The sequence below is a fragment of the Streptomyces stoeckheimensis genome (genome assembly GCF_045822005.1).
Lineage (GTDB): Bacteria > Actinomycetota > Actinomycetes > Streptomycetales > Streptomycetaceae > Streptomyces > Streptomyces stoeckheimensis.
In genome coordinates, this window is sequence record NZ_CP169550.1 from 237,739 (window position 1) to 255,086 (window position 17,348).

The following is a 17,348-nucleotide window of genomic DNA, read 5'->3' on the forward strand; positions in this document are numbered from 1 at the left end:
GGGCACTCGTCGCCGTCAGGCGGTCAACTCGGCGGCCACGGAGCGCAGGAGCGCGAGGAAGGCGGTCGTCGCGGGTGAGGGGGCCGAGCCGCGCGGGGTCGCCGCGTACACCTCGCGGCGCGGGGAGTCCTCCGCGCGCAGCGGGACCAGGGCGATGTCCGCGCGGGCCGATGAGGCCGCCAGCTCGGGCACGAGGGTCACCCCCAGGCCTGCAGCCACGAAGCCCTGTTTCGCGATCCAGTCGGCGGCCAGGAAGCCCATCCGGGGCTGGAATCCCCGGGCCAGGGCGCCGGCCATGAGGGTTTCCTCGGGGCGGCTGCTCGCCGCGATCCATTCCTCCCCGGCGAAGTCGGCCAGCCGCGCCGAGCGCCGTCCGGCCAGCGCGTGGCCGCGGGGCACCGCCACGTACATCCGCTCGTCCAGCAGGTGGTGCAGTTCGCACCCCTCCAGCGGCTGCCCGCAGGCCGTCCCGACCACTCCGAGATCGAGCTCCCCGGCGGCCAGCAGCGCCAACTGCCGGGCGGACCCGCCCTCGGTGCGTGTGACGCGCACGGCGGGGTGCCGGGCCCTGAACGCCGCGAGGGTACGGGGCAACAGGGCGGCGTCGGCCGTGGAGAACGCGCCGATCCGCAGGCGGCCCCCGTCCAGGGCCCGCAGCGCGTCCAGTTCGGCGCGGGCGGCGCGCAGCCGCTCGTCGACCGCCTCGGCGTGCGGCAGCAGGGCCCGGCCGGCCTCGGTGAGCCGCACCCCGCGCGGCAGCCGGTCGAACAGCGGGGTGCCCCACTCCTCTTCCAGGGTCTGCACCTGACGGGACACCGCGGACTGGGTGTAGCCCAGGACTTGGGCGGCGGCGGTGAAGGAGCCGTGGCGCGCCACGCTGCGGAACACCTCGTAGAGATCATGCGGGATCGGCATGGGAGCCATGCTATTCATTCGCTTGTCGCATGGCTGGGGCGGACCTAGCGTCGAGGCCATGAACACCACAGCGGACGACGCGCCGCACATCGCCTTCCTCGGCCTGGGCAGCATGGGCGCCCCGATGGCCCGCCGACTGCTCGCCGCCGGACACCCGGTGACCGTCTGGAACCGCACCCCCGGCAAGACCCGTGCGCTCGCCGAGGCCGGCGCGGTCCCGGCCGCGAGCCCCGCCGAGGCCGTCCGCGAGGCGGACCTCGTGATCACCATGCTCGCCGATCCGGCGGCCCTGCGCGCCGTCGCGGAGGACCTGCTGCCCGCCCTGCGCCCCGGTACGCACTGGATCGACACCTCGACCGTCGGCCCGCAGGCGGTACGGGACCTGGCGGGACGGCTGCCTTCGGGGGTGCTGCTGACCGACGCCCCGGTCATGGGCAGCGTGGACCGGGCCGCCTCCGGCGAGCTGTGGGTGCTGGCCGGGGGCCCGCTGCCCGGCCCCGTACGCCGGGTGCTGAACACCCTGGGCGAGGTGACCGAGTGCGGTCCGGCGGGCTCCGGTGCCGCGCTCAAGCTGGTCCTGATCAACGCGGTCATCGGCGGGGTCGCGCTGGTCACCGAAGCCCTGGAACTGGGCTCCGCGCTGGGCCTTCCGGAGGAGCTGCTGCGCTCGGAGCTGGCCCGCGGGCCCCTGGCCGGTGCGGTGGCCCGGGCCTACGCCGAAGGCTCCCACTTCCCCGTGGCGCTGGCGGCCAAGGACGTGGACCTGGCCCGCGGCCACGCCGAACTGCCGGTCCTGGAGGCGGTGCACGGCGCCCTGACCGCCCGTCCCGAACTCGCCGCCCGCGACCTGGCGGCCCTGCGCCCGGTCCGCTGACCGGCCGGTCGGAGCCGATGCTCCGCGCGGCCTACGGCGTGCCGACTCCGACGCCGACGCCTGCGAGGCCGGACAGGGCGGTGTGCCAGGCCGAGGTGACCGCCCCGTGGGCAGCGGCCGTCGCTTCGGGGAGCCCGTCGGGCAGGAACAGGGGCGCGCCCACGTGCACATGGACCCGCGGCCGGCGGACCGGGGCCGTGAGGACTCCGGCGAGCTGTTTGGCCGTCGTACCGGAGCTCACCCGGCGGGCGCCCGCCTGGCCGACGGGGCGGACTGGTGCTCCGGTGGCCAGGGCGAGTCGGGCCAGGCCGCTGCGGAAGGGCAAGGGCGCGGCTTCCCCCGAGTCGCGCCGGGCGGGGATCCCGCCTTCCCCGTACATCAGCACGCATCGCCCCGCCGCCAGCGCCCGGGCGGCGTCGGAGAGCGAACCGGCCGCACGGTCCGTTCCGCGGTGAACCGGGATGTGCCCTTCGCGGGCGAGCGCCCCGCCGAGCACCGGGATCCGCCAGAGCCCGGCCGTGGCCATGATCACCGGCTCGACGCCGAGCCGGCGCAGGGCGGCGACCACGACGACGGGGTCGGCCAGGCTGGTGTGGTTGGCGGCCAGGATGGTCCCGCCGACGACGGGGCCCGACGTGTCCGCGGAGACGGTCAACCGCCCGAACACCGGGGCCAGGGCGGCGGCGACGTGGCTGATCATGGAATCGAACCTCCGGGAGACGGGGTGTGCGGTCTGCGTGCCTCCAGCGTGTCGGCCGCAGCCCCGACCTGCATGAGTCGCCCTACTCAACCCGCCTGGGTACGCGGCCCACGCACCCCTCCGCTCCGCGACGGAAGCGGGAGCAAGAGCGGGAGCCCGGAGCCCGCAGCCCTGCGGGAGCCGGAGGTTGCGGGCGTCGGCCGTCTGGCAGTGTGGACCCATGACCGCCTACGTGCCTGCGAGGCGTGCCCGTGCCGGATCCGGCCGGGCCCGGACCCGGACCCGCCTCGTGGCGGCCGGGGCGGCGGTCGTGACCGTCGGCGCGGGGCTGGGGCTACGGGCCGTGGCGACGGGAAGCACGGCCAAGTACGGCGGAGACGCGCTGTACACCGTACTGATCTTCGCGCTCATCGTGCTGGCCCTGCCACGGGTGACGGCCCTGCGGGCCGCCGCCGGCGCTCTCGCGGTGAGTTGGGTGGTGGAGTTCCTCCAGCTGACCGGCATACCGGCGGAGCTCTCCCGGCACAGCGGGCTCGCCCGGCTCGCCCTCGGGTCCACCTTCAACCCGCCCGACCTGTTCTGGTACGCGGTCGGCGCGGCGGCCGGCTGGCTCGGCCACACCGCGGTGGGGCGCCACTCGCCACGGCCCGGCGGCCCGAAGGAGACCGCCTAGTGGCGGCGGATCAGGTTCTCGGGGGCGCCCGCGGACTGGGCCCCTTCGGTCTCCAGGGTGAGCCGGTCGGGTTCCGTCAGGGTCAGTACGTAGAGGTTGCCCTTCGGACAGTCGAAGGTGGCCGCGGGGTCGGTCGGATGGCTGGTCACCGCCGCGAAGACCGCCCTGTCCCCGCTCGTCTGCCGTAGTTCCAGGGCCTCCGTGCACCCCAGGTTCCGCCCGGAGACCGTCTCCTTCACCTCGCTGACCTGCCGGCCCACGAGGTCGCCGACGGAGCCCGCGTTCAGCGTGACCGTGACGGAGAACTCGCCCGTCCTGGCCCGTGTGATTCCGTCCGCGTCGGGGGTTCCGGGGCCGGTGCCGGTCCACGTGCCGACCCACGACCGCGGCATCGCCGACGCGGAGGCGGAAGCCGAAGCGGACGGGGTCGCCGGTCCGCGCCCGTCCACGTCCCTGTCGCCGTCCCCGCCCCACGGCATCTTGATCACGAGGGTGGCCGCGACGACGAGGACGGCCGCGCCGGCCGCCCCCGCCACCCGTCGCGTCCTGGCGGGAAGGGGAGAGAGCAGCGGCGGCGTCGCCGCGAACGCCGAGGGCGGCGCCGGGGGCGCCGGGGGCGCCGGGGGCGCCGGGGGCACGGAAACGGGTGCGGGCGTGGGTGGCGGCTGGGACGCCGCCAGGATGCCCTGGAGTACGGCTTCCCTGCTGCCCACGTCCGCAGCAAGCGCAGGTGGTACCGACCCGCTCCACTCCTGCCCTGCCGCGCCGATCCGGGTCAGCACCTCGTCGGCGGTCGGGCGCTCCTGCGGATCCTTGGCCAGGCACGCGCCGAGCAGCGGTCGGAGCCCGTCCGGAACTCCGTCCAGGGCGGGCTCGTCGTGCACGATCCGGTAGAGGAGGCCGGGGAGTTCGAGCTCCTCGCCTGCGGCCAGGAAGGGGCTGCGCCCGGTGGCCGCGTAGACGAGTACCGCGGCGAGCGAGAAGACGTCCGCCGGGGCCTCGGCCACGGCTCCGGTCGCCTGCTCCGGCGCGAGGAACCCGGGCGTGCCGATGACCGCTCCCGTCCGGGTGTGGCGCGGGTCGTGCACGGCACGCGCGATGCCGAAGTCGATGAGGAAGGGCCGTTCCCTCCCGAGCAGCACGTTCCCCGGCTTGATGTCGCGGTGCACCACGCCCGCCGCCCGTACGGCCACGAGCGCGGCCGACAGTTCCCGGGCCAGGCTCCACACGGCCGGGCCGGTCAGCGGTCCGTGCCGGTGCACCCAATCGCCCAGGGAGGGCGCGGCGACGTACTCCGTGGCGAGCCACTGCGGGGACGTCCCCTGAGCGCTGTAATCCACCACCGAGACCGTCCACGCGGAACGTACGCGGTCGTTGGCGCGTATCTCCCGCGTGAAGCGGTCGGCGAAGTCGGGATCCCGGCTCAGTTCCCGGTGGACGGTCTTCAGGGCCAGCGGCCGGCCGGACGCCGTCCGGGCCAGGAAGACCTCGCCCATGCCGCCTTCGCCGAGCCGTGCCAGCAGGCGGTACCCGCCGATCTCCGGCGGGTCGCCGGGCCGCAGTGACTCCACCGACTCCCCCTGTCCACAAGGCCGTTGTCCGCACGCGCGGAGCGCTCGGACAGGCCGGTGGAGTCACCTTAGAGGACGCCCCGGAGGGCCCGATGGTCAGGACGACGTCAGGACGACGTCAGGACGACGTCAGGACGACATGATGAAGCGCAGGGCCAGACCCGAGGCGGTCATCCAGTGGGTGACCTTGGCGAAGTCGTTGTAGTAGACCGTGTCGACGCCGGGCAGGGCGACCTTGATCGGGTCTCCCTTCTTGCTCCCGGCCGTGGTGTCCTGGAGCTGGACGGTCATGGTCTTCGCCGGGGCCTCGTCCATGGGTCCGTTCAGGAGCAGTGCGGCGTGCGTCTGCTTGCCCGGAGCGATGGTGTCGTACGGCGTCCCGGGCGTCGGGGCGCTCTCCTTGATCTCGGGAACCAGGCGCCGGGCGTCGCCGATCTGGACCTGGGGATAGCGGTAGACCTTGCACGCCTTCTGGCTGGTGTTGGTGAGGGTGAGGAGGATGTGCCGGACGCCCTTGCTGATCTCGTCCTCGGTGCTGGAGGTGATCGAGACGTCGCCCGGGGCGCAGACGGCGACGGCTCCGTCGCCGCTGCCGCCGGTGGTGGTCGGTGCCGGGCTCGGCTTCGCCGAGGGCGTGTCGCCGGGCTTCGGCGTGCTCGGGGAGCCGGTGTCGCCCGGGGTGCTCGACGGGCTCGTCGCGCTCGGGTTGCTCGGGTTGCTCGGCTTGGCCGTGGGCTTGCCGTCGCCCGGCCCGTCGCCCCCGCTCGGCGAGCACGCGGCGGACGCGAGCAGTGCGGTGACCGTCGCGGCCCCGATGACGTAGGACTTCCAGCCTCTGCGACTCGTGCGGGCAGCAGTGTTCATGGTGTTCCCCCGTGGGCGGCCCTGGGCGGCCGCTGTCGACTCCCGATGGTGAACGCAGACCGTGACGGCTCCGAGGAGTCGACGGCGGGCCGACGTGGCTCCCACCTGCTCCTTACCGGCGCCCCCACCGGCCTGCAGTAGCGGATTTCCCACATCGCGGGGGTCCCAGACGCCTGTTACACAGCAGGGACAAGAACGGCACGCTTCGGTCAGATGACCACCCCGTCAGGGCGTCCGCCACCCCTGCGCACGGGGTGGTTGACCACCGCTCGATTGGCATGTATATGATCTTTCCCTTCGGACGGGGGAGCATCATGTCAGGGGATTTCGCGCAGGAATGGGAGCGTGAGCGCGCGGGCGTCACGGACCACGACGTGGCCGTGCGGTTGAACGGCGCACCCACGGGGCCGTTCGCTCCGGGCGGGTCCGGTGACTTCGCCTCGACGCCCGCCGAGAAGCAGACCGCGGCGAACACCATCGAGACCGAGCTGGAGCCGAACACGAAGAAGGCCTCCGAGCACGCGGACGATGCCACCAGTGCGGCCCAGAAGGGCTTCGAGGGCTGGGACACGGCCGGCGGCCTGAAGAAGGTGTCGGACACCTGGGACCAGCAGGTGAGGACCTTGATGGGCCGTCTGTCCTCCGAGAAGGGGGCGCTGCGCGGGGCCTCGGGGCTCTTCGTGCGCAACGACACCGGGCTGGGCAGCCAGTTCCTGGCGTCCGGCTCGAAGCTGAACGGTCTGTAGGGGGCTGCGGTGCTGACGTATCACGAGGTCATGACCACGGACCTGGGCCTGTTGACGGCCGCGGCGGCCAAGTGGGAGGCCATGGCGGGCGAGTTGAAGAAGGTCGAGGCCCGCTACGGCGACAGCGTCCAGAAGATCACGCTGGGCCCGACCTGGTCCGGCGTCAGCGCGGGCGCCGCGCAGTCGGGTTTCGCGGCGACCCGTTACGAGTACGCCGCGGCGCAGACCCAGGCCAAGGCCGTCGCGAGCCTGCTGCTGGACGCCCACGCCGTGTTCACCGACCTCAAGTCGAAGCTGCAGAGCGCGCGGGACGACGCGGTCGCCGCCGGGATGACCGTGTCGGAGCAGGGCCGCGTCGCCTTCGACTACTCCAAGCTGACCCCCGCCGAGCGCAGCGCCTACCACCACGACCCCGACGGCGAAGCCTCCATCCGTACGGCGGTCACCTCGTGGCAGCAGTACCTCGACGACCGCGTGAAGGCCGCCTCCGAAGCCGATCAGCATGTGAAGGCCGCTCTGGAGGCCGCTGTCGTCGACGGCAACCGCGACGCCTTCGGCAAGGGGGCCGACCAGACCATCGGCGGGTTCAACGCCCACCCCGAGGGCGACCTGGCCAACGTGCCGCTCCCCCGGTCCAAGGACGCCGAAGTGGGCACGAAGACCGACGGCTGGCAGGCCGAGGGCTCCGCGTCGGCGACCGGGCCCGACGCGGGCGCCAAGGCCTCCGGGCCCAAGTACGGCAAGGAAGGCTCGGCCCAGGCGTACGCCGAGCTCGGCCACGCGACGGCGCAGGGATCCCTCAGCAACGGCTCGATGCGGCTCTCCGGCATCGCCGACGCCTACGCAGGGGCCCGGGCCAGCGCGAACGTCGGCATCACGGACAAGGGCCTCACGGGCAAGGCCGAGGTGTCCGCGGGTGGCCGCGCCCTGGCCGAGGGGCGCGCGGGATACGGTTACGTGGAGGGCTACGGCCGGGCCGAAGGGTTCGCCGGGGCCGAGGCGCAGGCCAGTGCCGGCGTCGGCCTGGAGGGCCTGAACGCCGGGGCGAAGGCCTTCGCCGGGGCGAAGGGCAGCGTCGCCGGGGGCGCCGAGGTCGCCGGGATCGGGGCCGGTGCCACGGCCGAGGGATGGGCCGGAGCGGGCGCCGAGGCGAAGGTGACCTTCGGCAAGGGCGACGACGGCAAGTTCCACATCGGTGGCAAGGTGGGCGTCGCCCTCGGCCTCGGCGGTTCCGTCGGAGCGGAGTTCACGATCGACCCGGCGAAGGTGACCGACGCCGCCGGCGACGCGGCCGATGCGGTCGGGGACGCCGCCCATGCCGTCGGCGATGCGGCGGGCTCGGTCAAGGACACTGTCGGCAGCTGGTTCGACTGACCCACGTTTCCGTGGGAGGACAGAAAGACAGAAAGAAGGAAAGCGCGCGATGCCCACGACACTGCCCGTACCGATCGAGTTCCGACTGCCGGAGGGCTGGCAGCCCGCCCCTCCGGACGAGGTCGGCGCTCCGGGCGTGGCCTTCGTCGCGCTGCATCCGCAGCCGGATTCCGGATTCACGGCCAACATCACCATCGACGGCGAGTACCGGCCGGACGAGGTGACGCTGGACGAGCTCGCCGACGCGTCGGTGGAGCGCCTGCGCGAGGCCGGCGAGTCCGTGGTGGTGGCCGCCCGCCGGGAGATCGGCCCCGAGGGCGCGCCGGGTCTGACCCAGCGGGTGAGCTTCTCGGCGGTCGCGGGCGGCGTGCGCCGCGAGCTCGTCCAGTCCCAGGTCTACTTGTCCATGCTGGACGTCCACGACCCGCGCAAGCGTGCGGTGATCCGGATGGTGCTGACCGCCACGGCGGAGCAGCACGACGACGTCCTGGGCGACTTCCAGGAGTTCCTGCGTACGGTGGGCCCGGACACGGCGGCGGGATCGTAGGAGCCGCGCCGGATCGTTCGATCTTGTATCGAACGGCCGGATGTCCCTAGGGTGGTGTGATGGGTCTCTTCGACAAACTCACCGGCACCAGGCACCCCGACCGCGGCGTCGCACCGCGCTCCGCCGAGGAGGTGCGGGCGACACTGCTCGGGCTCTTCGCGGCGGACGCCCCGTACGTCGTGCGCGGGGGCGCCCCCGAGGGCGCCGACCTGGTGGCGGAGTGGCGGATCCAGGAGCCCGCGTGGCACACCTTCTTCGCCCGGACCCAGGTGAGCCGCGTGCTCCAGATCCGGCTGCGCCTGGACGCGGCCGCCCGCGAGGTCCGCAGCGTCGACCGGCAGTTCGATGTCACGTGGCTGGGAGACACGCCCCGGCTGGCCCTGTCGGCCGAGGCCGCGCGCGGGCAGGTCACCACGGTGTCCCGGCGCTGGAAGGTCGAGCGGGATGCCGACGGCGGGCTCGGGGCCACCGAAGTGTTCCGCTTCGACAACTCGGACCTCAAGGACCCCCTCCGCGAGGCGGTGCTCGCCGCGGGGTGGACCTGGCGCGGGGTCGCCTTCGGGAAGCTCTGACGCGGGCGGCGGCGGGGGGATCCGGTCGTCCCCCCGGTCGTCCTTCCGGCCGACGCCCGGTGCCCACCGCCCCGCAGCGGCCGGATCCGGCCGGCGTCGGGGGTCCGCCTCCGCGAAGACACACGGCCCCGCGCACCCCGGCCGCGATCGCCGAGCTCCAGGTCCGGTCTCCCTGCTCCGGCCTGCCGCCCACCCTGCGGGGGCCTCCGCGCCGGCCCTTGCGAAGCCACCGAGGTGTCACCCGCGGCATGGAAGACAGCACCGCCCGTCTCCTCGCGACCCTGACCGCATCGACCGTTCCCGAGGCCCGAGGATTCCTCAACGCCCGTGGCCTCACCGCCGAGGTCCGGATCACCGTCCGCCGGACCCGAGGACGTAGAACCGGATAGCTGAATGGCGGGACGTGGGACGTGGATGGCCTGCCGGCGCGTCCGACCAGCTCCGTTGTCAGAGCAGTGCGCTTCACTGTCCGGAATGAAGCTCACACAGATGGCCGTCAACGATCTGCTGGCTCAACTCGGCCCGGCCGACGGCTACATGTACCTGCCCGGCGACCTGGGCCCGCAAGCTCTGACCGACCTGCTCGCCGACAGGTACGGAGTTCCACACACTCTCGTCCTCGACGGCTTCACCGATCCGGCGGTCGACGACTCCAGGGGCGCGGCTCTCCTTGCCCCCTTCGGGGACCGGGCTGTGAAGATGCGGGCGTGGGCGTACGGGAACCAGTGGGTCGGCACGGGCACGGCGCGAGACGCCGAAGGCGCCGAGCGGCCGGTACTGGTGGTCGCTCAGAGGCACGTGCCCGAACCGTCGGCTGTCGCTCCGGACGAGGACGAGGACGAGGAAGCCGACTGGATGGAGCGGCTCATACGAATCACCGGCTGGACGCAGCCCGCCCAACGGCCGGACGTGAACTGGGCGGAGGTGGAGTCACGCCTGGGAACGGCGCTCCCGGCCGACTACAAGCGCATGGTCGAGACGTTCGGCGAGGGCGCCTTCGACGCGTATCTGAGCCTGCACCAGGAGCCGTGGGCGGATCTCCGGGAGGACGGGCTCATCATCTGGGCGGGCACGGAGCACGAGGACCTGTACTGCTGGCGGGCCGACGGCGACGACCCCGACCGTTGGCCCGTCGTCGTCCGGTCCTTCGATGGCGAGGATGCCCCCTTCGGCTACCAGGCCGCAGAATTCGTCCGTCGCATCCTCGTCGACCCGCACCACCCGTTCACGATGGCGCGCTATTTCGATACGCACTGGTTCATGAACTACCGGAAGAGCGACTGACGGAGCCCCGCGCGAGTGGGATGCGGACTCGTCCGCCGGCGGCCGGGCACGGACCTGTAGGCTCCGCGCCCGTGGACGACATACGGCAGACAAACATCACTTTCAGCGGAATCCTGACGCGGGAGGAGTTCGACGAGGCCCTCGCGGCAACCAGATGGTTCCGACACCTGCGCGGGCTCGTCCTCGTGGCCGCGGCCCTGATGGCGGCGCTGAGCCTGAAGCCCGGTAGCGGCGACCCGATCAACACGGGTCTGCTGGCGCTCGCCCTCGTCTATGGCGCGCTCGGCCTGTTCCTTCCCCCGATGCTGGCCGGCCGCATGTTCCGTGCCGACCAGGCCACTGGGGAGAAGCAGGCCGTCATCGACCACGCGGGCTGCGTAGTCTCCCGAGGCTCCGAGGAACTCATGCGCGTGCCGTGGCGCACCATGTACCGCTACTACGAAACGGAGCGGGTCTACGTGGTGACCGGCCGCATCGGTTGGAAAGTCGGCCTGTTGATCGTGCCCAAGCGGCTACTGACCAGGACAAGCGAGACCGAACTGATCCACCTTCTCATGGAGTCCAGCGTTCGCCGCGCGAAGAGCAAGCAGGCACACGGCCGTTAGCGTCAGCCAGGGCTGAGAGAAGCAGCCTGCCCCTCACCCGGTTCATCGTGGCAGCCGCTCGATCGTCCTTGGGTCCCGCCCCCGGGAAACCGGGGCTGCCAGGGTTCCGGTCGATGCATCGGGTCAAGCAATCCCGCTCTGCCGTTTCGGCTGCGGTCAGCCCGCAAGCCTTCCAGGACCCGAAGGGCTGCCCGAGCACTTCGGGTGACGCAGCGAGGGGCAGTCAGCGGTGGTCCCGTCGCGCGCCTACAGTCGGTGCATGCGCATCGTCTCCCTGCTTCCCGCGGCCACGGACATCGTGGTGGACCTCGGACTCGCCGCCGACCTGGTCGGACGCACCCACGAATGCGACTGGCCGCCCGCAGTGGTCGCCTCGGTTCCCGTCGTCACCCGCGCCGAATTCGACGCGGACGCACTCAGCAGCCGGGAGATCTCCGCCGCGGTGGGCGGCGCGGCACACAGCGGATCCTCGCTCTACACCCTGGACACCGAGGCTCTTGCCGCGCTCGCCCCGGACGTCCTGCTCACCCAGGACCTCTGCCAGGTCTGCGCGGTGTCCTACGAGGGTGTCTCCCGGGCGGTGCGCCTCATGGACGCCGGACCCCGTGTGCTGAGCCTGGAACCGCGAACCCTGGACGACGTGTTGGACTGCCTCGTCACCGTGGGCGAGCTGTTGGGAGTCCGCGCAGCGGCCGAGCGCCGGCGCGGCGAGTTGCTCGACCGGCTCGCCGGGGTGCGGCGCGCGACGGCGGGCCGGCCGCGGCCCCGGGTGGTGGCCGTCGAGTGGCTCGACCCGCTGTGGCCCGCCGGACACTGGGTGCCGGAGCAGATCACGTGCGCGGGCGGGGAACCGCTGCTGGCTGCGCCCGGAGAGCACACCAAACCGATGACCTGGGAGGCGGTACGCGCGGCACGCCCGGACGTCGTCCTGGTGCTGCCGTGCGGGTTCCCGCCCGAACGGACCTTGACCGAGATCGATCTACTCACCTCACTGCCAGGCTGGGCGGATCTGCCCGCCGTACGGACGGGCCAGGTGTGGGTGCTGGACGGGCCCGCCTACTTCAACCGACCCGGGCCGCGCGTGGTCCGGGGCGCCGAGGTGCTCGCCCACGTGCTGCACGGGGCGCGGGCCGGGGATCCTGTGACCGAGGCCGAGGCGAGGCGGTTGGTCCGGGCTTGATGCTCACCCCCGGTCGCGGGATACGGGGTAGGGGATGAACGTGCTGCTGTTCTCGTCGACGGCGAGGGTCCGGCTCAGCGGCGGTACGGCGCGCTGGGGGCAGTCGAGGCGTTCGCAGAGGCGGCAGCCCATGCCGATGGGCGTGGCCTCGGCCGTGTTGTCGAGGTCGAGGCCCTCGGAGTAGACGAGGCGGGAGGCGTGGCGGAGCTCGCAGCCGAGCCCGATGGCGAAGGTCTTGCCCGGCTCGCCCCAACCGCCGCGGTGGCGGGCGCGGGCGCGGGCGCGGGCGGTCCACAGGTACCGCTGCCCGTCGGGCATGGCGGACCGTCTCGTAGCCGAGCCCGAAGTGGTCGGTGAGCCGCTCGATGTCGTAGCGGAACTCCTCGGCGGCCGTGTGGAACGCGCCGTACGGGAGGACCAGCGCGGCCGCGACATAGTTGGCGATGCCGATCCGGGCCGGGCGGTGTGCCGGGGAGTCGGGCGGGAAGTCTTCAGCCGCCAGCCGGTCCAGTTCCGTCCCGTACTCCAGCAGCGCGAGCTGGGTGGGCCTCATGACCGCACGTGCCGCAGCCATCCGGATCAACGCGCGGGCCGGAATCGTCGTCGCCGTGGCGGCGTGCCTCGGGATGGTCGCCCGATCCGCTTCGAGCCCCGCACCATCCCGGCTGAGCAGTGACCACAGCGCCCGCCGTCCACTTCGGGGACGGACTGGAGCATCCACCGCTGACCGCCGCCTGAGGGTGGAGGTGCAGGCGTCGTCACGCCTGACCGGTCGGACGCAGTTCGCGTTCGAGGGCGGACAGGGCGAACGCGTGCGCGGAGGTGTCCTGCCAGCGAGACCGTCCGAACATCACGTCTTCGGAGAGACCGCTCAGCATGGCCACGGCCCGGATGGTGAACTCGGCAACGTCCACCTCGGCGAAATGTCCCAGGTCCCGGCCCTCACGAAGGATGGCTCCCAGTCGCTCGTCCCAGCCGTCCAGCAGCGCGGTGAGGATCTGCCGGCCGGCTTCGTCGTGGCGCTGGGCCAGGACCTGCGTCCACAGTGCGTAGCGCTCGTCACCCTGGTGGCGGGGCAGGTAGAAGCGGACGAACAGGTCCAGCTTCTCCGCAGGGGATGCGGCCTGGTCGCAGGCCTCCCGGAACCGGTCCCAGAGGTCCGCTTGGCTCCATGCGAGGACTTCGAGCAGGAGGCGGTCCTTCTTGCCGAAGTGGTAGAGGATGTGCCCGGTGCTCATGCCGGCCCGCTCGGCGATGTCCGACATCCGCAGGGCCGCGGTGCCCTTCTCGGCGATGACACTGATGGCGGCCCGCATCGCCCGCCCCCGTGCCTCGTCCCCGCTGGGCTGGCGCTTCCTGTCGACCGGGGCCGTAGCAGCCGGCCGGGAAGCAGCACTGGCGTCGATCCCCGCCCCCTTCACACCCTCCGGCAGGACAGGGTGCTGCGGCCGCGCGGGCCCGGGCTCTGACGTCGGCATGAGCTGGCTCACCTCGGTTCCGGGAATCTAGATCTCTACTCTAGACTGAAAATCTAGTCAGGGCGGCAGGGTGGGTCGATTCCCACCCGACCGGCCCGATGCGCCGGGCGCTCACCAGTCCGGCCCGATCCCAGGAGGCAGCCGTATGACGCGCGGATTCGATGTTGTGGAGACCTGTATCGCCGACCTGCGCGCGGCGCTGGAGAAGGGTGAGACCACCGCGGTCGACCTGCTCGATGCCTACCTCGCGCGGATCGAGGCGTACGACCGGCCCGGTACGGCGACCGCGCTCAACGCGATGGTCGTGATGAACCCGGATGCCCGCGCGGAGGCGGAGGCCAGCGACACGCGCCGCGCGCGGGGCGAAACGCTCAGCCCGCTGGACGGCATCCCGTACACGGCGAAGGACAGCTACCTCGCCAAGGGGCTGACCGCCGCCTCCGGCTCCCCCGCCTTCGAGCACCTCGTCGCCCAGCACGACGCCTTCGCCATCGAACGGCTGCGCGCGGGCGGGGCCGTCCTCATCGGCCTGACCAACATGCCGCCGATGGCGAACGGCGGCATGCAGCGCGGCGTGTACGGCCGCGCCGAGAGCCCGTACAGCGCCGACTGGCTGACCAGCGCCTACGGCTCCGGTTCCTCCAACGGCTCCGGCACCGCGACGGCGTCGTCGTTCGGCGCGTTCGGCCTCGGCGAGGAGACCTGGTCCTCGGGCCGCGCGCCCGCTTCGAACAACGCGTTGTGCGCCTACACGCCCAGCCGCGGTGTGATCTCGGTCCGCGGCAACTGGCCGCTCGTACCGACCATGGACGTCGTCGTCCCGCACACCCGCACCATGGCCGACCTGCTCGAACTGCTCGACGTCATCGTGGCCGACGATCCGCAGACGCGCGGCGACCTGTGGCGCGCGCAGCCCTGGGTGGCGGTTCCCCCGGCCTCGCAGGTACGGCCCACCTCGTACCCCGCGCTCGCGCCCGCCGGCGTCCAGGCCGCGCACGACGCGCTCTCCGGCAAGCGCGTCGGGGTGCCCGCGATGTACATCAACGCCGACCCCAACGCCGGAACCAACCCCGACGGGGGCATCGGCGGGCAGACCGGGCAGCGCATCGACACCCGTCCCTCGGTCATCGCGCTGTGGGAAGCTGCGCGCCGCGACCTGGAAGCCGCCGGGGCCGAGGTCGTCGAGGTCGACTTCCCCGTCGTGTCGAACTACGAGTCCGACCGCCCCGGTGCGCCCTCGCTCCACACCCGCGGACTGGTCAGCCGCGACTTCCTCACCTTCGAGATCGAAGACCTGTCCGCCTGGGCATGGGACGACTTCCTGCGCGCCAACGGAGACCCCGCAATGTCCACCCTCGCCGAGGTCGATTGCACCCGCATCTGGCCCAAGCAGGAAGGCGAACTGCCCGACCGCTACGAAGGCTTCGACGACACCATCGGCGACTACCCGCGCTTCGTGCGCGAGCGCCCGTACGCCTCCCTCACCGACATGCCGCACCTCGAGCAGGGGCTGCGCGGACTCGAGGAGACCCGCCGGATCGACCTGGAGCTCTGGATGGACGGACTGGGCCTGGATGCCGTGCTGTTCCCCGCGGTCGCCGACGTGGGCCCCGCGGACATGGACGTCAACGTGGCGTCCGCCGACCTCGGCTGGCGCAACGGCGTCTGGGTCGCGAACGGCAACCTGGTCCCCCGCCACCTCGGCATCCCGACCGTGACCGTTCCGATGGGCACCATGTCGGACACCGGCATGCCCGTCGGGCTGACGTTCGCGGGCCGCGCCTACGACGACAACGCCCTGCTGGCCCTCGCCGCGGCCTTCGAGAAGACCGGCAGCCGGCGCACCGCGCCGCCGCGCCTGTCCGCCCCGTGACCTGCCGGAGACCTCCGCGCAGATCCCCACAGCCGGTAGCGGAAGCGGTCGGCCGGTGGAACGGTGCCGAGCATCCCCCCAGTGCACAGGGGGGATGCCTTCGCCGAGAGTTCATCGTCTAGGCAGGCCCCTTGCCTCCGCACGTGGAGCAACTCCGTCGAGGATCGCGACGCCGGAATCGAGAGCCGCGAAGGAGGTCACCGGGCCGCGGGCGCGGGCCTTGGCACCGCAACAGCGGCGGCCCTGGCGATCCGGCTCCGCACACGATCGGCTGGAGGCGGCCTCATACCTGCCCTACTCCTCGTTCGAAGCTGATGCCTCCGCCCGACCGAGTGTGTGCAGGCAGGAGCCGGCCAACCAGGACGCACCACACCCAGGCAGCACACCTCCCGACAACCACTGCCTAGCAGAGCAGGTCACGCGCCCGGGGCATCGCCCCGAAGAGGCGGCCACCAAGGGGGTGCGAGCGGCCGTCAGTGTCCGGCGGTGGCCTTGACCACCGCGACCGCCGTCCCGATCGCCGCGTCGATCGCGCCGCCAAGCAGCGCGAACACCGTCCCTCCGCCCATGCGGATCCCGCCGTAGCACCCCCACGCGAACAAGGTGGCGACGTTGACCCCGGCCGCCGTGAGCAGGGCCGTCTTCAGGCCCATCGCCCCCAGTGCCGAGACGCCGATCAGCACGAGGGGTCCCAGCGCGGACAGCAAGAGCGGGCTGCTGACGAAGAGCATCACGCGTAGTTCCCGTCCCCGTGCGAGAGCGCCGTGCATCACCCGGTGGGCCTGCTGATCGGCGACCAGCGCGGCCAGCCACAAGCCCACCGAGGCGGTCGTAACCGTCGCAGCGGCTCCGAGGACGGCCACGTGGCTGCTGCCCGCGAGGCCGATGACGACGGAGATCATGGTGATCGTCGCGTAGATCCGCTCCTTGAGCTGGGCCGCGGCCATCTCCGTGCCCGTTGCGTCCACCGCATGTTTCGTCATAAAAGCCACCGTAGGGCGCGGGTGTACGGGGCGCCGGGAGCAACACCTGACACCCCGGGCGTCGCGGACCCAGGGGTCGATACCCGCTGGTGGCGCTCGCCAAGGGCAAGGTCTTCACCGGCCTGCCGGGGATGCCGGGCGTCGCGCGGGACGGGCCCCGTCACTGCAAGATGCCCACCGCCCGGGACACCACGAGCAGGACGATGATCAGCGACACCGACGTCTGCACCATCATCAGCAGCTTCGCCCACGTCGTGAGCGGCATGGTGTCGGTCGGGCTGAATGCGGTGGCATTGGTGAAGGCGACGTACAGGTAGTCCCCGAAGTACGGCTTCCAGTCCGGGGCGGAGATCCCCGTCTGTTGCATCTGCGGGAAAAGGAAGTCGGGGTAGTCCTTGGTCGCCTGCGCTCTGGCCACCGGGCCGCCCCGGTCCCACTCCCAGTACCAGAGTGCGAAGGCGACCACATTGGTCACCCAGACGGCTCCGGCCGTGCCGAGCAGCGCGAGCGCCCCTTCCGGCCCGGTGCGCTGAAGCAGTTCCCGTACGAGCTCCACGGCAGACCAGGCGTTGGCCAGACTGATGGCGGCCACCAGGCTCAGGCCGAGCCCGCGCAGCAGGATCGAGCTGCGGTCGAAGCGCCGGTGCGGGTGGACGGCGGCCAGGGCCGGCAGCAGGGTGATGTCCAGCGCCGGGAGCAGCCAGCGCGGATGAATGGTCAGCCGGTCCGGCAGGAGCAACTGCAGCCCCACGGCCACCAGGATCGCCACGGTGACGGCCCACCGTTCCTCTCCCTCGGTGGGCTGCCGCCAGGACGGCCTCTCCTCCGGTCCGGCGGCAGGTTCGAGCAGATCCTCGATCCGGTCCAAGCGGCGATGCAGCCGTTCCACCAGCTCGCGGCCCGCTCCCGCGTTGCTCTCACTCATGGCCCACAGTCTGAGGCGGTTGGCCGCCCGACTGACGAAGCCCTGCCCCGGACTGCCCTCATCGCCACCCCGTCACAGGAGTGGAACCTCTACGTGTCGGGCCAAGGCCTGTTCTCCAGCGGGCTCGGCTGCCTCACCGAGGGAAGGCCGCGAGGGTGCCCATGCTGGTGAGGTCGGCCAGCAG

General features: G+C 72.4%; 18 protein-coding genes and 1 pseudogene. 11 read left to right on the forward strand and 8 right to left on the reverse strand.

Annotation, left to right across the window (positions count from 1 at the left end; all coding sequences use genetic code 11):
* Positions 1-15 precede the first annotated feature (15 nt).
* The gene (locus tag ACE1OC_RS01070) at positions 16-924 is read right to left on the reverse strand and encodes a LysR family transcriptional regulator (RefSeq protein WP_407835327.1); all 909 of its coding nucleotides are present in this window, start codon (positions 922-924) and stop codon (positions 16-18) included.
* A gap of 49 nt (positions 925-973) precedes the next feature.
* Here ACE1OC_RS01070 and ACE1OC_RS01075 point away from each other — a divergent pair, with 49 nt between their 5' ends.
* Positions 974-1,789, forward strand: coding sequence for an NAD(P)-dependent oxidoreductase (locus ACE1OC_RS01075; protein WP_407835328.1), 816 nt, complete (start codon positions 974-976; stop codon positions 1,787-1,789).
* A 31-nt stretch (positions 1,790-1,820) separates the two neighbouring features.
* On the opposite strand, the gene ACE1OC_RS01080 is transcribed toward ACE1OC_RS01075, so the two are convergent.
* A complete protein-coding gene (locus ACE1OC_RS01080; RefSeq protein WP_407835329.1) occupies positions 1,821-2,489 on the reverse strand; it encodes a lysophospholipid acyltransferase family protein in 669 nt (222 codons plus the stop codon).
* Positions 2,490-2,709: 220 nt separating this feature from the next.
* On the opposite strand from ACE1OC_RS01080, the gene ACE1OC_RS01085 reads away from it, so the two are divergent.
* Positions 2,710-3,162, forward strand: coding sequence for a DUF2809 domain-containing protein (locus ACE1OC_RS01085; RefSeq protein ID WP_407835330.1), 453 nt, complete (start codon positions 2,710-2,712; stop codon positions 3,160-3,162).
* Here ACE1OC_RS01085 and ACE1OC_RS01090 read toward each other — a convergent pair.
* Together ACE1OC_RS01090 and ACE1OC_RS01095 are read right to left on the reverse strand one after the other, a co-directional pair.
* Positions 3,159-4,733, reverse strand: coding sequence for a serine/threonine-protein kinase (locus ACE1OC_RS01090; protein ID WP_407835331.1), 1,575 nt, complete (start codon positions 4,731-4,733; stop codon positions 3,159-3,161). The two genes, ACE1OC_RS01085 and ACE1OC_RS01090, sit on opposite strands and share 4 nt — an antisense overlap.
* Before the next feature lie 129 nt (positions 4,734-4,862).
* Positions 4,863-5,597 carry a DUF4232 domain-containing protein gene (locus tag ACE1OC_RS01095; RefSeq protein ID WP_407835332.1) on the reverse strand — a complete coding sequence of 245 codons (735 nt, stop codon included), beginning with the start codon at positions 5,595-5,597 and terminating at the stop codon, positions 4,863-4,865.
* A 314-nt stretch (positions 5,598-5,911) separates the two neighbouring features.
* Here ACE1OC_RS01095 and ACE1OC_RS01100 point away from each other — a divergent pair, with 314 nt between their 5' ends.
* From ACE1OC_RS01100 to ACE1OC_RS01135, 8 genes are all read left to right on the forward strand, one after another.
* Positions 5,912-6,343, forward strand: coding sequence for a hypothetical protein (locus ACE1OC_RS01100; RefSeq protein ID WP_407835333.1), 432 nt, complete (start codon positions 5,912-5,914; stop codon positions 6,341-6,343).
* A gap of 30 nt (positions 6,344-6,373) precedes the next feature.
* Positions 6,374-7,717 carry a hypothetical protein gene (locus ACE1OC_RS01105; protein WP_407835334.1) on the forward strand — a complete coding sequence of 448 codons (1,344 nt, stop codon included), beginning with the start codon at positions 6,374-6,376 and terminating at the stop codon, positions 7,715-7,717.
* A gap of 49 nt (positions 7,718-7,766) precedes the next feature.
* On the forward strand, positions 7,767-8,264 hold the full coding sequence (locus tag ACE1OC_RS01110) for a hypothetical protein (RefSeq protein ID WP_407835335.1): 498 nt from the start codon (positions 7,767-7,769) through the stop codon (positions 8,262-8,264).
* Positions 8,265-8,323: 59 nt separating this feature from the next.
* Positions 8,324-8,836, forward strand: a complete 513-nt coding sequence (locus ACE1OC_RS01115) for a hypothetical protein (RefSeq protein ID WP_407835336.1) — start codon at positions 8,324-8,326, stop codon at positions 8,834-8,836.
* A gap of 248 nt (positions 8,837-9,084) precedes the next feature.
* Complete coding sequence (locus ACE1OC_RS01120) at positions 9,085-9,225, forward strand: hypothetical protein (RefSeq protein WP_407835337.1); 141 nt, start codon at positions 9,085-9,087, stop codon at positions 9,223-9,225.
* Positions 9,226-9,310: 85 nt separating this feature from the next.
* A complete protein-coding gene (locus ACE1OC_RS01125; protein WP_407835338.1) occupies positions 9,311-10,120 on the forward strand; it encodes an SMI1/KNR4 family protein in 810 nt (269 codons plus the stop codon).
* A 71-nt stretch (positions 10,121-10,191) separates the two neighbouring features.
* The gene (locus tag ACE1OC_RS01130; protein ID WP_407835339.1) at positions 10,192-10,725 is read left to right on the forward strand and encodes a YcxB family protein; all 534 of its coding nucleotides are present in this window, start codon (positions 10,192-10,194) and stop codon (positions 10,723-10,725) included.
* 259 nt (positions 10,726-10,984) lie between these two features.
* A complete protein-coding gene (locus tag ACE1OC_RS01135; protein WP_407835340.1) occupies positions 10,985-11,905 on the forward strand; it encodes a cobalamin-binding protein in 921 nt (306 codons plus the stop codon).
* 3 nt (positions 11,906-11,908) lie between these two features.
* Here the strand turns inward: ACE1OC_RS01135 and ACE1OC_RS01140 are convergent.
* Positions 11,909-12,467: pseudogene (locus tag ACE1OC_RS01140) on the reverse strand (short-chain fatty acyl-CoA regulator family protein); the annotation flags it as partial.
* A gap of 196 nt (positions 12,468-12,663) precedes the next feature.
* Positions 12,664-13,383 (reverse strand): TetR/AcrR family transcriptional regulator, encoded by a 720-nt coding sequence (locus ACE1OC_RS01145; protein WP_407835341.1) that lies wholly within the window; start codon positions 13,381-13,383, stop codon positions 12,664-12,666.
* Positions 13,384-13,528: 145 nt separating this feature from the next.
* Here ACE1OC_RS01145 and ACE1OC_RS01150 point away from each other — a divergent pair, with 145 nt between their 5' ends.
* On the forward strand, positions 13,529-15,256 hold the full coding sequence (locus tag ACE1OC_RS01150) for an amidase (RefSeq protein WP_407835342.1): 1,728 nt from the start codon (positions 13,529-13,531) through the stop codon (positions 15,254-15,256).
* Positions 15,257-15,729: 473 nt separating this feature from the next.
* Here the strand turns inward: ACE1OC_RS01150 and ACE1OC_RS01155 are convergent, their stop codons facing one another.
* Complete coding sequence (locus ACE1OC_RS01155; RefSeq protein WP_407835343.1) at positions 15,730-16,239, reverse strand: hypothetical protein; 510 nt, start codon at positions 16,237-16,239, stop codon at positions 15,730-15,732.
* Positions 16,240-16,399: 160 nt separating this feature from the next.
* Positions 16,400-17,164, reverse strand: a complete 765-nt coding sequence (locus ACE1OC_RS01160) for a hypothetical protein (protein WP_407835344.1) — start codon at positions 17,162-17,164, stop codon at positions 16,400-16,402.
* Positions 17,165-17,348 lie beyond the last annotated feature (184 nt).

Excerpts from the sequence above, each read along its gene's own strand:
- ACE1OC_RS01070 (WP_407835327.1), bottom strand. The coding sequence starts at position 924 with ATGGCTCCCATGCCGATCCCGCATGATCTCTACGAGGTGTTCCGCAGC.
- ACE1OC_RS01075 (WP_407835328.1), top strand. The coding sequence starts at position 974 with ATGAACACCACAGCGGACGACGCGCCGCACATCGCCTTCCTCGGCCTG.
- ACE1OC_RS01080 (WP_407835329.1), bottom strand. The coding sequence starts at position 2,489 with ATGATCAGCCACGTCGCCGCCGCCCTGGCCCCGGTGTTCGGGCGGTTG.
- ACE1OC_RS01085 (WP_407835330.1), top strand. The coding sequence starts at position 2,710 with ATGACCGCCTACGTGCCTGCGAGGCGTGCCCGTGCCGGATCCGGCCGG.
- ACE1OC_RS01095 (WP_407835332.1), bottom strand. The coding sequence starts at position 5,597 with ATGAACACTGCTGCCCGCACGAGTCGCAGAGGCTGGAAGTCCTACGTC.
- ACE1OC_RS01100 (WP_407835333.1), top strand. The coding sequence starts at position 5,912 with ATGTCAGGGGATTTCGCGCAGGAATGGGAGCGTGAGCGCGCGGGCGTC.
- ACE1OC_RS01105 (WP_407835334.1), top strand. The coding sequence starts at position 6,374 with ATGACCACGGACCTGGGCCTGTTGACGGCCGCGGCGGCCAAGTGGGAG.
- ACE1OC_RS01110 (WP_407835335.1), top strand. The coding sequence starts at position 7,767 with ATGCCCACGACACTGCCCGTACCGATCGAGTTCCGACTGCCGGAGGGC.
- ACE1OC_RS01115 (WP_407835336.1), top strand. The coding sequence starts at position 8,324 with ATGGGTCTCTTCGACAAACTCACCGGCACCAGGCACCCCGACCGCGGC.
- ACE1OC_RS01120 (WP_407835337.1), top strand. The coding sequence starts at position 9,085 with ATGGAAGACAGCACCGCCCGTCTCCTCGCGACCCTGACCGCATCGACC.
- ACE1OC_RS01125 (WP_407835338.1), top strand. The coding sequence starts at position 9,311 with ATGAAGCTCACACAGATGGCCGTCAACGATCTGCTGGCTCAACTCGGC.
- ACE1OC_RS01135 (WP_407835340.1), top strand. The coding sequence starts at position 10,985 with ATGCGCATCGTCTCCCTGCTTCCCGCGGCCACGGACATCGTGGTGGAC.
- ACE1OC_RS01145 (WP_407835341.1), bottom strand. The coding sequence starts at position 13,383 with ATGCCGACGTCAGAGCCCGGGCCCGCGCGGCCGCAGCACCCTGTCCTG.
- ACE1OC_RS01150 (WP_407835342.1), top strand. The coding sequence starts at position 13,529 with ATGACGCGCGGATTCGATGTTGTGGAGACCTGTATCGCCGACCTGCGC.
- ACE1OC_RS01155 (WP_407835343.1), bottom strand. The coding sequence starts at position 16,239 with ATGACGAAACATGCGGTGGACGCAACGGGCACGGAGATGGCCGCGGCC.
- ACE1OC_RS01160 (WP_407835344.1), bottom strand. The coding sequence starts at position 17,164 with ATGAGTGAGAGCAACGCGGGAGCGGGCCGCGAGCTGGTGGAACGGCTG.